The organism is Algoriphagus sp. A40 (genome assembly GCF_002002735.1).
Classification (GTDB): domain Bacteria; phylum Bacteroidota; class Bacteroidia; order Cytophagales; family Cyclobacteriaceae; genus Algoriphagus.
The window spans coordinates 1-12,290 of sequence record NZ_MUNY01000058.1; the positions used below are offsets into that span (position 1 = coordinate 1).

17 protein-coding genes and 1 rRNA gene are annotated in these 12,290 nt (G+C 41.3%); 9 read left to right on the plus strand and 9 right to left on the minus strand.

Annotation, left to right across the window (positions count from 1 at the left end; translation table 11 throughout):
• The 6 genes from rrf to B0E43_RS31255 form a co-directional block, all read left to right on the plus strand.
• A 5S ribosomal RNA gene (rrf, locus tag B0E43_RS31230) occupies window positions 1-83 on the plus strand; the annotation flags it as partial.
• Between the two features lie 214 nt (window positions 84-297).
• On the plus strand, window positions 298-1,539 hold the full coding sequence (locus B0E43_RS31235) for a dihydroorotase (RefSeq protein ID WP_077350606.1): 1,242 nt from the start codon (window positions 298-300) through the stop codon (window positions 1,537-1,539).
• A complete protein-coding gene (locus B0E43_RS31240; RefSeq protein ID WP_077350608.1) occupies window positions 1,532-2,044 on the plus strand; it encodes a DUF4199 domain-containing protein in 513 nt (170 codons plus the stop codon). Before B0E43_RS31235 ends, B0E43_RS31240 begins: the two co-directional genes overlap by 8 nt.
• Complete coding sequence (locus B0E43_RS31245) at window positions 1,965-2,600, plus strand: DUF4199 domain-containing protein (RefSeq protein ID WP_254423426.1); 636 nt, start codon at window positions 1,965-1,967, stop codon at window positions 2,598-2,600. Before B0E43_RS31240 ends, B0E43_RS31245 begins: the two co-directional genes overlap by 80 nt.
• 3 nt (window positions 2,601-2,603) lie before the next feature.
• Entirely contained in the window at window positions 2,604-3,566 is a 963-nt protein-coding gene (locus tag B0E43_RS31250) for a glycosyltransferase family 2 protein (RefSeq protein ID WP_077350612.1), read from the plus strand.
• Complete coding sequence (locus tag B0E43_RS31255) at window positions 3,566-4,528, plus strand: glycosyltransferase family 2 protein (protein WP_077350614.1); 963 nt, start codon at window positions 3,566-3,568, stop codon at window positions 4,526-4,528. The genes B0E43_RS31250 and B0E43_RS31255 overlap by 1 nt, the downstream gene beginning before the upstream one ends.
• On the opposite strand, the gene B0E43_RS31260 is transcribed toward B0E43_RS31255, so the two are convergent.
• From B0E43_RS31260 to B0E43_RS31300, 9 genes are all read right to left on the minus strand, one after another.
• Complete coding sequence (locus B0E43_RS31260; RefSeq protein WP_077350616.1) at window positions 4,525-5,289, minus strand: class I SAM-dependent methyltransferase; 765 nt, start codon at window positions 5,287-5,289, stop codon at window positions 4,525-4,527. The genes B0E43_RS31255 and B0E43_RS31260 overlap by 4 nt on opposite strands.
• Before the next feature lie 126 nt (window positions 5,290-5,415).
• Window positions 5,416-5,598, minus strand: coding sequence for an Arc family DNA-binding protein (locus tag B0E43_RS31265; protein ID WP_077350618.1), 183 nt, complete (start codon window positions 5,596-5,598; stop codon window positions 5,416-5,418).
• A 3-nt stretch (window positions 5,599-5,601) separates the two neighbouring features.
• Window positions 5,602-6,090, minus strand: a complete 489-nt coding sequence (locus tag B0E43_RS31270) for a hypothetical protein (RefSeq protein ID WP_077350620.1) — start codon at window positions 6,088-6,090, stop codon at window positions 5,602-5,604.
• Between the two features lie 4 nt (window positions 6,091-6,094).
• Window positions 6,095-6,943 carry an SPFH domain-containing protein gene (locus B0E43_RS31275; RefSeq protein WP_077350622.1) on the minus strand — a complete coding sequence of 283 codons (849 nt, stop codon included), beginning with the start codon at window positions 6,941-6,943 and terminating at the stop codon, window positions 6,095-6,097.
• 117 nt (window positions 6,944-7,060) lie between these two features.
• Window positions 7,061-8,017 (minus strand): signal recognition particle-docking protein FtsY, encoded by a 957-nt coding sequence (ftsY, locus tag B0E43_RS31280; RefSeq protein WP_077350624.1) that lies wholly within the window; start codon window positions 8,015-8,017, stop codon window positions 7,061-7,063.
• A gap of 92 nt (window positions 8,018-8,109) precedes the next feature.
• On the minus strand, window positions 8,110-8,262 hold the full coding sequence (locus tag B0E43_RS31285; protein ID WP_077350626.1) for a DUF4295 domain-containing protein: 153 nt from the start codon (window positions 8,260-8,262) through the stop codon (window positions 8,110-8,112).
• Window positions 8,263-8,299: 37 nt separating this feature from the next.
• The gene (gene rpmG, locus B0E43_RS31290) at window positions 8,300-8,482 is read right to left on the minus strand and encodes a 50S ribosomal protein L33 (RefSeq protein WP_009036148.1); all 183 of its coding nucleotides are present in this window, start codon (window positions 8,480-8,482) and stop codon (window positions 8,300-8,302) included.
• A gap of 32 nt (window positions 8,483-8,514) precedes the next feature.
• The gene (rpmB, locus tag B0E43_RS31295) at window positions 8,515-8,757 is read right to left on the minus strand and encodes a 50S ribosomal protein L28 (RefSeq protein WP_077350628.1); all 243 of its coding nucleotides are present in this window, start codon (window positions 8,755-8,757) and stop codon (window positions 8,515-8,517) included.
• Between the two features lie 102 nt (window positions 8,758-8,859).
• Window positions 8,860-9,012 (minus strand): DUF5522 domain-containing protein, encoded by a 153-nt coding sequence (locus B0E43_RS31300; RefSeq protein ID WP_168171953.1) that lies wholly within the window; start codon window positions 9,010-9,012, stop codon window positions 8,860-8,862.
• 71 nt (window positions 9,013-9,083) lie between these two features.
• Here B0E43_RS31300 and rocD point away from each other — a divergent pair, with 71 nt between their 5' ends.
• The 3 genes from rocD (at window position 9,084) to hemB (ending at window position 12,058) form a co-directional block, all read left to right on the plus strand.
• The gene (gene rocD, locus B0E43_RS31305) at window positions 9,084-10,355 is read left to right on the plus strand and encodes an ornithine--oxo-acid transaminase (RefSeq protein ID WP_077350630.1); all 1,272 of its coding nucleotides are present in this window, start codon (window positions 9,084-9,086) and stop codon (window positions 10,353-10,355) included.
• A gap of 74 nt (window positions 10,356-10,429) precedes the next feature.
• Window positions 10,430-11,083, plus strand: coding sequence for an HAD family phosphatase (locus B0E43_RS31310; protein ID WP_077350632.1), 654 nt, complete (start codon window positions 10,430-10,432; stop codon window positions 11,081-11,083).
• Between the two features lie 6 nt (window positions 11,084-11,089).
• Window positions 11,090-12,058 (plus strand): porphobilinogen synthase, encoded by a 969-nt coding sequence (gene hemB, locus B0E43_RS31315; protein ID WP_077350634.1) that lies wholly within the window; start codon window positions 11,090-11,092, stop codon window positions 12,056-12,058.
• The last annotated feature ends 232 nt before the right edge of the window (window positions 12,059-12,290 follow it).

A 12,290-nucleotide genomic window follows, 5' to 3' on the forward strand; every position in this document is an offset into this window, starting at 1 on the left:
CTTCCCATCCCGAACAGAGAAGTTAAGCCCTGCAGCGCCGATGGTACTGGGGTCACACCCGGGAGAGTAGGTCGCCGCCACATTATTCCTAAGCCAGCTCTAAACAGCTGGCTTTTTTGCGTTTATAGAGTTTGCTTTTTACATTACTTTTTTCAGAAACTTATCATTCTGTTTCCGCTGAAAGGCGGAAAGATCCTTTGATTCAAGAATACCCCATTTTCGTATGCCACAGGATTTATCCGGTTCACTTTTCTTTTTACCCATTATTGTTGCACTTTTGCAGCAAAACTCAAATTGATGGCAGTACTACTGAAAAACCTTAGATTGATCCAAGATGGTGTGATTTTCGAACCAAAAAATTACACTTTCGAAAATGGATTGATGGAAGAAGTTTTGGATCCTGACTCTGGTAAATTCAACAATAAAATAGATTGTTACTCATTTTTTGCATCCAAAGGCTGGATAGATCTCAGATGCGGACTTGGTGAACCTGGACAGGAATACAGGGAAACAGTTGATAGCTTATGTGAGTCCCTTGCTACCTCAGGTTTTTCCCAGGCACTGGTAATGCCTAATACAGAACCAGTCATCCAGTCAAAAAATGAGGTGGATTTTGTCCTTAATAAGGCGAAAAAATACTCTGCTCAATTACAGGTCATGGGAGCAGTTACAAAAAATGCCTCCGGTGAAGATTTGACAGAGATCTTGGACATGCATTTTCAGTCTGGACTTCGATTTTTTGGAGACGGTACCAAAACCTTGGCTAATTCCGACCGATACATGAAGATCCTTCAATACCTCCAGAAATTCGACGGAGTATTGTTTGATCATGCGTATGATCCGTTGCTTGGGATATTTGGGCAAATGCATGAAGGCGAAGTTTCGACTAAACTTGGAATGAAGGGCATTCCAAACCTTGCTGAAGATGTAGCCATTCAGAGAAACTTGGAGATTTTGAGATACGCTGGAGGTCGGGTTCATTTTCAAACAGTCAATACTGCCAAAGGTGTTGATCTGATCCGGAAGGCTAAAGCTGAGGGCTTAAAAGTGACTGTCGATGTTTCTATCTATCAGTTGATATTTTCTGATGCCGATTTGGTGTCCTTTGATTCCAATTTTAAGGTAAAACCTCCATTCAGGGGATCCGAAGACAGAAAAGCTCTAATCAAAGGTTTGAAAGACGGTACAATTGATGCAATAGTTTCAAATCATCAACCGCAGGATTTTGATTCCAAATTTGCTGAGTTTGATCTGGCTGCCTTCGGAATGGCTGGCCTGCAGACCTTCTTACCCGCAATGGTGAAATTATCAAAGGAATTATCCTGGGAGCTTTTGATTGAAAAAGTAACTTCAGGACCTACCCAGATTCTTTCAGCTTCCAATTCATCCTGGACAATTTTTGATCCGGAGGAAAAATGGACTTACAACGAAAAATCCAACAAATCACTTTCTGCAAATAATCCATGGTTTGGAACAGAGGTGACTGGAAAAGTAAAATACGTTTTCCAAAAAGGTCATTTGATTAAAATAGATGACTAAATACTTCACTTCAGCCTATCAATTTGGCACATTAGGAGGGATTTTAAGTATAATCTCTTTTTACAGTCTTTCCTATTTATATCCAGATCCGACTAATCTTAACTTGTTATTTGGTTATGTACTGGTACCAATTGCAGTATTTCTCTCAATCAAATTTTTTAAAGAATATTCCAATTCGGGGTTTCTGTCCTTTTCTGAAGGCATGACAGTAGGTTTTGTGACCTATATTTTATTGGGACTTTTGTCCACTTTCGGGATTTGGCTTGTTTTGAGATTTTCACCAGACCTTTTTGAACTAATCAAGAATCAAAAACTCGAGGTGCTTATAGAAAGTAGGGATACTATTATTTCCCAATTGGGGGAAAATTCCTATTTGACAACTGAAGAAAACATGAAGGAAATGTCTCCATGGGATATCGCTTTGAATGATGGGCTTTGGAAAATCGTACCTGGAATGTTTTTTAGCATTATTATTTCTATTATTTTCAGGAAAAACCCTAACTAATTCTTTTATGGAAGAGCAACAAACACCATTTCAGGCAGCAATTAAACCAGGACTGACCATGGGATTGGTCGCATTGGCTGTGACTTATATTGCCTATTTTATTGATTCCAGTCTTTTGGCGTCTGCTTGGTTTGCCTTGGTATCATTGGTTATTTTCTTCGGATTGATCATTTACTTTGGCAAGCAGTATCGTGAAGAAATCGGCGGTTTCATGAGTTTTGGAGCTGCTTTTAACTTTAGTTTTATTGCTGTTTTGATTTCAGGAATAGTGGCTTTAATTGGTCAGATACTCTTATTTCATGTGATTGACCCGACCCTTCCACAGGTATTGGCTGATATTACTTTTGAAAATTCCCTTAAAATGATGGAAGGTTTTGGCCAAAATCCTGATGCTCTTCCTCCGTCTGCTTTGGATGAAATCAGAAATAGCACAGCGGCATCTTTTACTTTAACAGGTCAGCTCAAAAACTTTGGCTTTGCCCTTATCTTTTATGCCATTATAGCCTTAATTTTGGCAGCAATTCTAAAGAAGCGTGACAAATCGCTCGACTATTAATCTATGACTCAAATTTCCGTAGTTGTCCCTGTTTTCAACGAGGAAGAATCATTGCCAGAATTAACCCATTGGATCAGCCGTGTGATGAATAAACACGGCTTTTCTTATGAGGTTATTTTGATCAATGATGGCAGTACGGATCGTTCTTGGGAGGTTATTCAAAGAATTTCGGCTTTAAATCCCTGTCTCAAAGGGTTGAATTTTACCCGAAATTTTGGAAAATCCGCCGCTTTGGATGCAGGATTTCGAAGGGCAGTCGGTGAGGTGGTGATCACGATGGATGCTGACCTTCAAGACAGTCCCGATGAGATTCCAGGCCTGTATGAAATGGTGACCAAAGAAGGACTGGATGTGGTCTCAGGTTGGAAAAAAGAGCGACATGACCCGATTTCAAAGACCATTCCTTCTAAATTTTTTAATGGGGTGACTCGTTGGATCTCCGGAATTCAATTGCACGACTTCAACTGTGGGCTCAAAGCGTACCGAAATAAGGTGGTGAAAAATATCCATATCTATGGTGAGATGCACCGATATATTCCTTTACTTTCCAAATGGAATGGATTTGGGAAAATCGGCGAGAAAGTAGTTCAACATCAACCGAGGAAGTATGGTGTTTCCAAATTTGGGCTGGAACGTTTTCTGAATGGGTTTTTGGATCTGATCACAGTCTCTTTTGTCCATCGATACAAGAAGAAACCCATGCATTTCTTCGGTCTCTTGGGTACCCTGTCTTTTTTGACAGGATTTTTGATTACATCCTGGCTGATATTTGAGAAAGTCTACGGACTTAGCAAGGGATTGAAAGTCCGTGAAATCGTGGATCAACCCTTGTTTTTCCTTGCTCTAGTGGCGTTGATTATTGGTGTTCAACTTTTTGTCACAGGTTTTATTGCTGAACTGATGACCTCCAATCAATCCAAGGAAATCGAATACAAAATAGACGAGGAGCTCAATTTCGACTTTTGATGTTCTTTTCGGTCATCATACCGGTTTACAATCGTCCAGCTGAGGTATTTGAACTTCTTACAAGTCTGTTCCACCAATCCTACAAGGATTTTGAGGTGATTTTGGTGGAAGACGGTTCTTCAATTAAAGCTGATCAAGTAGTTTCCCGATTTGATTCAGAGCTTTCAATCCAATACTTTTTTCAGGAAAATCAAGGTCAGGGATATGCCCGGAATTATGGAATGAGTGAGTCCAAAGGTGACTTCTTTGTTATCTTGGATTCGGATGTGATTTTGCCCCCCGATTATTTGTCTGTATTGGAAAAAGCCATTCAGGAGAGAAGTTTGGATGCTTTTGGAGGCCCGGATGCCGCAGCTTCTGATTTTTCCAATCTTCAAAAAGCCATGGATTTTGCGATGACCTCATTTTGGACCACAGGAGGAATCAGGGGGAAGCTGAAAGATCCATCCAAATATCAGGCCCGTGGTTTCAATATGGGAGTTTCAAGAAAGGTATTTGAGTCATTGGGAGGATTTGTAGATCCCAATCGGGGTGAGGATATCGAATGGAGTATCCGGATCAAAAAAGCGGGGTTTAAGCTGGAATTGGTCGAAGAGGCTTTTGTTTTTCACAAAAGGAAGAACACGCTTTTTTCATTTGCCAAACAGGCTTTTTCCTTTGGGAGAAACCGTGTCAATGTGTCCCGGTTTCATCCGGAGGCCATCCAGTTAGTGCATTGGATGCCGACTTTTTTTCTGTTTTTTTTGCTTTCGATTCCAATCAATGCGCTTTTTTTTCAGTTTTATATAATTCCTCACTTACTCATTTTTGGAGTTTGGGCTGGGTTGGTGATCTATAGTGCAAGCTGGAAATACCAATCTATCCTGGTAGGAGATTTAGCCCTTTTGACTTCTATGATCCAACTTTGCGGCTATGGAGCAGGATTGGTTGTAGAGCTTTTCAAAAAAACCTTCAAAAGTTAATTCCCTTTTCGGCAGACGAAAATTACTTCTTCCTGAGCCAAAGCAAAGCGTTTCAATTTTTCCGCAGGCAATTCCTTTACAAATTGGTTTTCTTCAATCTGAAGCCCTGATTTCCGGATTCGCTCGGCATAGTCCTTCCCGAATTTTCTTACATGATCCCGTTGCCCAAAGAGTTTTTCACGCTCAGCCGGATCTGTGATGGTTTTGTCTTCGATGGTTTTTTCCAAGTTGTAAACCGGAGACTGAAGAATACCCCAGCCATTTGGCTTGAGTACACGGTTGAATTCTGAACAAGCCAAAATATCATCGTCAACATGCTCCAAAACGTGATTACAAAAAACCACATCGAATGTGTTGTCAGGAAATGGTATGGAATGCACATCCATTTTGACTTTTGCCAAAGGAGATTCGATATCCGCAGTGATGTAATCTAGGTTGGGCAAAGCTTCAAATCGCTCAATGAAACAATGCTCTGGTGCGACATGGAGAACTTTTAATTTTCCCGTAAAAAAATCAGTTTTCTCTTTGAGAAAAAGCCACATCAACCGGTGTCTTTCCAAAGCCAGGCAACTTGGGCAAAGCGCATTTTCCCTTGCAATTCGTCCATACGGCAGAAATTTCTTGAATTGGCTATTGCAAACCGGGCATTCTACTTCGTTTCCCTTGTTAAGTTGGGAAAGGACTTTCATGACCAAAGGACTTACGGTTTGGAGAATCGGTCTGGGAATGTACCGAATGACGAAACTTATCGCTGCTTTCATGTAGAATTAATTGCGGCGCAAGTTACCAAAACTATTGAAGATCGGTTTGGCAAAAGGGGTAAAGGGTGGGGAATCGAAGCGGTTAAGGTGTCAAGTGTTTGCTCCACAGAAATTTTCGAGATCCTTTTAATCTTGAAGATCTTCTGATTCGATCGATCCCTTAGGCAATCTGCCGGCCTTTTTTAAAGATTCCCTTATTATCCATTCCAACTGACCATTGGTACTCCGGAATTCATCCGCAGCCCATTTTTCCAGCGCCTTCATCATGGATTCATCGAGCCGAAGTGCAAATGCTTTTTTCTTGGACATGATTTAATCCTCCATCCAGTTTTCAATAAACTCACTTAATTCTTTCGGCTTTTGAGTTCCGATCAGAACTTTTTTCTTTTCCCCCAGATTAATAAAAAGACCAGAATCCCCCATCACGGTATAAGCTTTGGTGGTTCTGTTTCCTTTGATTCCCCAGCCTCCGTGGTCGGACAATGGATCAAATGTCTTGACCTGAGCTTCTCGGATTTGAGATTTTTCGATCAGCCTCCATTTGATAAATGGGAAGTATTTGTAGTGGACTCCTTTTTCATCAATTCTGGTTTCCAGTTTGATGTTGAAAAGGAGTCCCATAATCAATGTCATGATGACGAAGATTGCGAGCAATGCTAAGGTCCCCTCTTGCTTATCGGATTCACTTGACAAAATCACCACGCTTACTATAACAAGCGTGGGGATTTCCAGCATCAAGACAAGATACATCACCCAAGTACCCTTATAGGTTTGTTCTTCTTTGAATATCCGACCGTACATGACGTTATTGGTGCAAGGTTCCTACATTCAATACTGGGCTTGCACTCCTGTCAGAGCAAAGCACAACCATCAGATTGGAAACCATAGCAGCTTTCTTGTCCTGATCAAATTCAATGATGTCCTTCAGTTTCAGGTCAGCCAAAGCCATTTCTACCATGCCAACTGCGCCTTCCACAATCTTTTGTCTGGCGGCCACGATGGCAGTGGCTTGTTGACGCTGGAGCATGGCAGAAGCAATTTCAGAGGCATACGCCAAATTGGATATCCTTGCTTCGATGACTTTAATACCTGCCTGAAGCAGGCGCTCTGAAATTTCTTTTTCCAAGGAATGATTGACTTCCTCTACTCCTGATCTAAGGGTGACTTCGGCATGATCATCCTCAAAATTGTCGTAGCAATACAGTCCGGCCATTTTTCGGACCGCGGCATCAGTCTGAAGGTGGACGAAGTTTTCATAATCCTCAACATCAAAAGTGGTTTTGAAAGTGTCTTCCACCTGCCAGACCACTATGGTTCCGATCATGACCGGATTTCCGATTTTGTCGTTCACTTTGAGCGGTTTGTTTTCAAAGTTTCTCACTCTAAGTGAGATTTTCTTTTTGGTCATAAAAGGATTCACCCAGAAAAAGCCAAAGGCCTTGACAGTTCCCCTGTATTCTCCGAAAAGGAGTAAAACCATGGCTTTGTTGGGCTCCACGATGAAAAAGCCCGGTAGGCAAATGATCGACACGAAAAGGAGTATGCCTCCCACAATTGGAGATCCTTGCGTGAAGAGATAGACGGAGATAGCCATTCCGGCCAAAGCCAAGAAAAGCGCAATGTATCCTGAGACTGGTTTGATTATTTTTTCCATTTCAATATGATGTTAAAATGATATCATTGTAAATTACGAAATAAAAAAGTTAGGGTTCAAATTTTTCCAAAAAAAATACCCCGTGGAGTTCGGGGTATTAGGGTTGGTTTGTGGTTTTTACTTCTTTTTAAACAGAGAGTCTACAAACTCCTTTCTGTTAAATAGTTGGAGATCCGTCATTTTCTCACCGACTCCAATGTATTTGACCGGGATTTTGAACTGATCCGAAATACCAATGACCACACCGCCTTTGGCAGTTCCGTCAAGTTTGGTGATGGCCAAGGCCGTGATATCTGTGACTTTCGTGAATTCTTTCGCTTGGATGAAAGCGTTTTGGCCAGTGGAGCCATCCAAGACCAGCAATATTTCATGAGGTGCATCCGGGATGAACTTTTGCATGACACGTTTGATCTTGCCGAGTTCATTCATCAGGTTGACTTTGGTATGCAGCCTGCCCGCCGTGTCAATGATTACAATGTCTGCTCCGGTATCCACGCCTTGCTTCACAGCATCAAATGCAACCGAGGCAGGATCCGTATTCATCCCATGGGACACAACCGGCACACCCACTCTGTCGCCCCAGAGGATCAACTGGTCAACAGCCGCTGCTCTAAAAGTATCCGCTGCGCCAAGAACCACTGATTTTCCTGCATTTTTAAACAAGTTTGCCAGTTTGCCAATAGTGGTTGTTTTTCCAACACCATTTACTCCGACCACCATGATCACATAGGGTTTTTTGTCAGCAGGAATATCAAAATCCAGAAGGTCTTGGGTATTGTTTTCCTCCAGAAGCGAAGCAATCTCTTCCCTTAGTATTACATCAAGTTCAGAGGAATTGAGGTATTTGTCTCTTGAGACTCTTTCTTCAATTCGGCGGATTACTTTGATGGTAGTATCAACTCCTACATCTGAGGTGATGAGGATTTCTTCCAACTGGTCAAGTACTTCTTCATCGACCTGGGATTTACCAATTACAGCTTTGCTTAATTTGGAGAAAATGGATTCATTGGTCTTCTGAAGACCCTGATCCAAACTTTCTTTTTTTTCTTTTGAGAAAAACCCAAAGATTCCCATGCTGCTCTGTTTTAAAAGTGGAATATAATGAAAAAGTCCCTGCTGATTTTTGACCAGAGGGACTCAAAGTGCATTACGATGCGCTTGGCAAATTATTTTTTCAAGGTGTCCTGAACCGCTGCGGAAGGAACCATTTCTTCTCTAAAGGTGTAAGCACCAGTCTTTTCAGACTTTACAGCACGAATAACTTTGGCGTAAGATACGCCACCTTCTTTTTTCAGGGTTGCTACTACTTTCTTAGCCATTTCTTTGTTGTTTAAGCGGGATCACTCCCGAGCTAGATTACTTGATTTCTTTATGAACAGTTACTTTCTTTAGGATTGGGTTGAATTTTTTCAGCTCCAATCTTTCAGTCGTGTTTTTTCTGTTTTTGGTAGTGATATATCTTGAAGTACCTGGCATGCCTGAGTTTTTGTGCTCGGTGCATTCCATAATCACTTGTACTCTATTTCCTTTCTTAGCCATCGCGGTGTTGATTTAAGGGACTGTGACTTTGATTATTTGATGACAATCATTCCGGAATCCTGAGCTTTTTTCAAAACTGCAGTAATACCGTTTTTGTTGATGGTCTTCAATGCCTTAGAGCATACTTTCAAAGTGATCCATGCGTCTTCCTCAGGTACGTAGAAGCTCTTCTTGTGAAGATTTGGGTAAAATCTACGTTTGGTTTTGTTGTTTGCATGGGACACGTTGTTTCCTACTCGAGGTCTTTTTCCGGTTATGTCACAAACTTTTGCCATGATTTCGTATCGTAAATAAATGCGTTTCTGTAATGAGTCTGCAAATATCGGAACTTTTTGGGAATTAACAACAAAGCAATTTAAAAATATTCCTGCTTTTGCTTAGCCTTTTGGATACGGGCAATGCTTGCATCCATTGCCACAGCAAAAGCCTCTTTTGAGATGGTATATTTCTGTAAAAACCATCAAGCCCAATTCATTTATATAGTAGTCCTCCTCGGTCAGTTTTGGCAATGGCTTCTTTTCCTGTTTCATGGCTTGGCCAAGAGGCAATTAGTATATTTGAGTCTTATCTGTTCTGAAAACCGCGTAAAAGTAACCAAAACATGCATACCATCAATTCCAGCCAGCAAGCCATCGAACTCGAAGAGAAATACGGAGCACACAATTATCACCCTTTGCCGGTGGTCCTGTCCAGAGGAGAAGGGGTGTTTCTTTGGGATGTCGAGGGTAAAAGGTATTTCGACTTCCTGTCGGCATATTCGGCCGTTAACCAAGGGCATTGCCATCCTAGAATCAAAGAAGCAATGATCGAACAGCTTGGCACTTTGACTTTGACTTCCCGAGCTTTTTACAATGACGTGCTGGGTCCTTTTGAAAAATACTTGACCGAGTATTTTGGCTTTGACATGGTTTTGCCGATGAATACCGGGGCAGAGGGTGTGGAAACTGTCTTAAAATTGGCTAGAAAGTGGGGTTATGAGCGTAAAGGTGTGGCCGAAAATCAGGCAAAAATTATTGTAGCCGAAAACAATTTTCATGGACGGACGACCACGATTATTTCTTTCTCAAATGATGAAAATGCACGAAAAAGCTTTGGTCCCTTCACAGACGGTTTTATCCGGATACCTTATAATAATGTTGTAGCATTGGAAGAAGCCTTGAAATTGGAAGGAGTTGTTGCGTTTTTGGTGGAACCTATTCAGGGTGAAGCTGGAGTTTATGTACCGGCAGAGGATTATTTGAGAAAAGCAAAAGATGCCTGCGCGGCTCAAAATGTACTTTTTGTCGCTGACGAAATCCAAACAGGAATCGCTAGGACAGGATCACTTCTGGCAGTTTGCGGGAATTGTACCTGCGAAGGACATTGTGAAAGGCAGGAATCTTACACAAAACCTGATATTTTGATTTTGGGGAAAGCACTTTCAGGAGGTTTTTACCCTGTTTCAGCTGTGTTGGCTGACAGGAATATTATGGAGGTGATCAGGCCTGGGCAGCATGGCTCGACTTTCGGAGGAAATCCCCTTGGTGCAAAAGTCGCTATGACCGCATTGGAGGTCGTCCGCGATGAGAAGCTGGCCCAGAATTCCCGAAAACTCGGAAAAATTTTCCGTGATCGGATGCAAAAAATGGTCGAGAAAAATCCCATTGCGAAACTTGTAAGAGGGAAGGGGCTTCTCAATGCAGTTGTAATCAACGACAGTCCGGAAAGTTCAACTGCTTGGGATATCTGTATTAAACTTGCAGAAAATGGGCTTTTGGCAAAACCAACTCACGGAAATATCATCCGATTTGCCCCTCCATTGGTGATGACAGAGGATCAGCTTCACGAATGCTGTGATATTATTGAGAAAGTGATAACTGCCTTTAATAAATAAGCGGCGAATTTGCACTTTTGAGGCCCTATTTTGGTTTGCCTTTTCAGTTACCTTAATTATTTACCAGAATTACAATGTCTCAAGCAGTCATTTTCGACATGGATGGTGTCATCTGTCATACCAACCCCTTCCATTCCCAAGCCTTTAAGATTTTTTTTGAAAAGCGTAATCTTTTTCCATCAGAGGAGGAATTTATGCTTCATATGTATGGGAAAAACAATGGCTACATCTTGAGTCATTTTCTTGGGAGAAAAATTGAAGGTCAAGAACTCCTTGATCTGGAAGATGAAAAAGAAAGTCTATTCCGGGAAATCTACCAGCACCATGTAGATCCGATTCCTGGATTTTTGGAGTTTTTTCATGGATTGAGAAAAGAGGGGGTTAAAACAGGCGTTGCTACTTCTGCACCTTTTGCCAATTTGGAGTTAATTGCTAGCCACTTGGACTTATTCCCCCATTTGGAATCTGCTTTGGCCAGTGAGCATGTGAGTAAGCATAAGCCAGATCCGGAGGTTTATCTGAAAACTGCCAAAAATATTTCAGTTGACCCAAGCAATTGTGTTGTCTTTGAAGACTCCTTTTCGGGAGTTTCTGCAGCAAAAAATGCGGGGATGAAAGTAGTAGGAGTTTTGTCTTCTCATACTATTGCTGAACTTCCGGTTTGCGATTTATACATTGAAGATTATAGAAATCTAAGTTTAGAACAGGTTTTTAGTTTGTTTCCCTAATCCACTATGCAAAGAAGACCCCGAAGGAACCGCAAATCTGAATCAGTGAGAAATCTGGTAGAGGAAACCAGTTTGTCCGTAAAGGATCTGATTTTCCCTCTTTTCCTGATTGATGGAGCCCGCCAAAAAATTGAGGTAAAATCAATGCCGGGAATTTTCAGATTTTCTCAAGACTTAATGCTTAAAGAAATTGAGGAATGCATGAAGCTGGGAATTTCCTCATTTGATGTTTTTCCTGCTTATCCGGAATCGCTCAAAAACTCAACTGCAACCGAGAGCTTTAATCCGGAGACATTTTACCTAAAAGCTCTTCGGGAAATCAAAAGGCAATTCCCAGAAGTGTGTCTGATGTCAGATGTGGCAATGGATCCGTACAGCAGCGACGGTCACGACGGATTGGTCAAGAACGGGAAAATTCTAAACGATGAGACCCTTGAAATCCTTGGAAGGATGTCTTTGGCCCAAGCCGAAGCCGGTGTCGATATATTGGGGCCATCGGATATGATGGATGGGAGAGTGGGTTATATCCGAAATCTATTGGATGAAAATGGTTTCACAGAAACCTCGATTATGTCTTATACTGCAAAATATGCCAGTGCTTTTTATGGTCCCTTCCGAGATGCATTGGACTCTGCTCCAAAGTTTGGAGATAAGAAGACCTATCAGATGAATCCGGCGAATTCCCAGGAAGCTTTAATCGAAGCAGATCTTGACTTTGAGGAAGGAGCGGATTTCTTGATGGTGAAGCCAGCCTTGAGTTATTTGGATATAATTAAGCTGCTCAGTGACAATTTTCCTTTACCGATTGCGGCGTATAATGTTTCCGGAGAATACAGCATGGTAAAAGCCGCAGCTGCCCAAGGTTGGTTGGATTCAGACCGAGCAATGCTTGAAATATTGCTGTCAATCAAGAGATCAGGAGCAAAAATCATCCTGTCCTACTTCGCAAAAGAATTTGCTTTGCTCAAAAGTTAATCTTTGGTTCTGTTTTTAATGAAAGTCCGGAAAAACCGGACTTTTTTTTTGATTCATGATTGAATTTGATTCCATTTTGCCCAGGATTTTGTTTTCTTTTTTCTTTTTGGCTAAAAAAAATTCAATTTTTTAAAAAATTATGTTTTTCATAAAATTGACTATTTGAATGAAAATTCCAAAAAAGCCAAAGAAACAAAATTAAAGATTGAAAAATCGCATAAAATATATTTTT